Source organism: Arhodomonas sp. KWT (genome assembly GCF_010993615.1).
In genome coordinates, this window is the sequence record NZ_WNXE01000935.1 from 1 (window position 1) to 652 (window position 652).

The 652-nt window shown below is 72.4% G+C and carries 1 pseudogene; it reads right to left on the reverse strand.

The window, feature by feature from the left end:
- A pseudogene (locus tag G7A99_RS23395) lies at nucleotides 1-652 on the reverse strand (excinuclease ABC subunit A); the annotation flags it as partial.

The window sequence follows — 652 nt, forward strand, 5'->3', positions numbered from 1 at the left end:
CAGCCGCTCGAAGGCGCGCAGGAGCACCGCGACGTCGTCGAAGTGCAGCCCGGTGGTGGGCTCGTCGAAGAGGAACAGCAGCCGCTGGCCGCTGCGGCGGCGGCCGCTGTTCTTCGCCAGGTGGCCGGCGAGCTTGAGGCGCTGGGACTCGCCCCCGGAGAGTGTGGGTACCGGCTGGCCGAGGCGCAGGTAGCCGAGCCCGACGGCGGCGAGGGGCTCCAGGGCCCGCAGGACGTCCGGGGCGTCGGCGAAGAAGTCCAGGGCCTCGGTGACGGTGAGGTCCAGCACCTCGGCGATGGAGCGGGGGCGGTCGTCGTCCCCCGCAGCCGGCGGCAGGGTGACCTCCAGCATCTCGGAGCGATAGCGGCGGCCGTCGCAGTCCGGGCAGCGGAGGTAGACGTCGGAGAGGAACTGCATCTCGACGTGCTCGAAGCCGTTGCCGCCGCACGCGGGGCAGCGTCCGCGCCCGGAGTTGAAGCTGAACATCCCCTTGGTGTAGCCGCGCTCGCGCGCCAGCGGCTGGGCGGCGAAGGCCTTGCGGATGGGATCGAAGGCACCGACGTAGCTGGCCGGGTTGGAGCGCGTGGTGCGCCCGATGGGGGATTGATCCACGAGCACCACGTCGTCGACGTGCTCCCCGCCGTCGATGCGT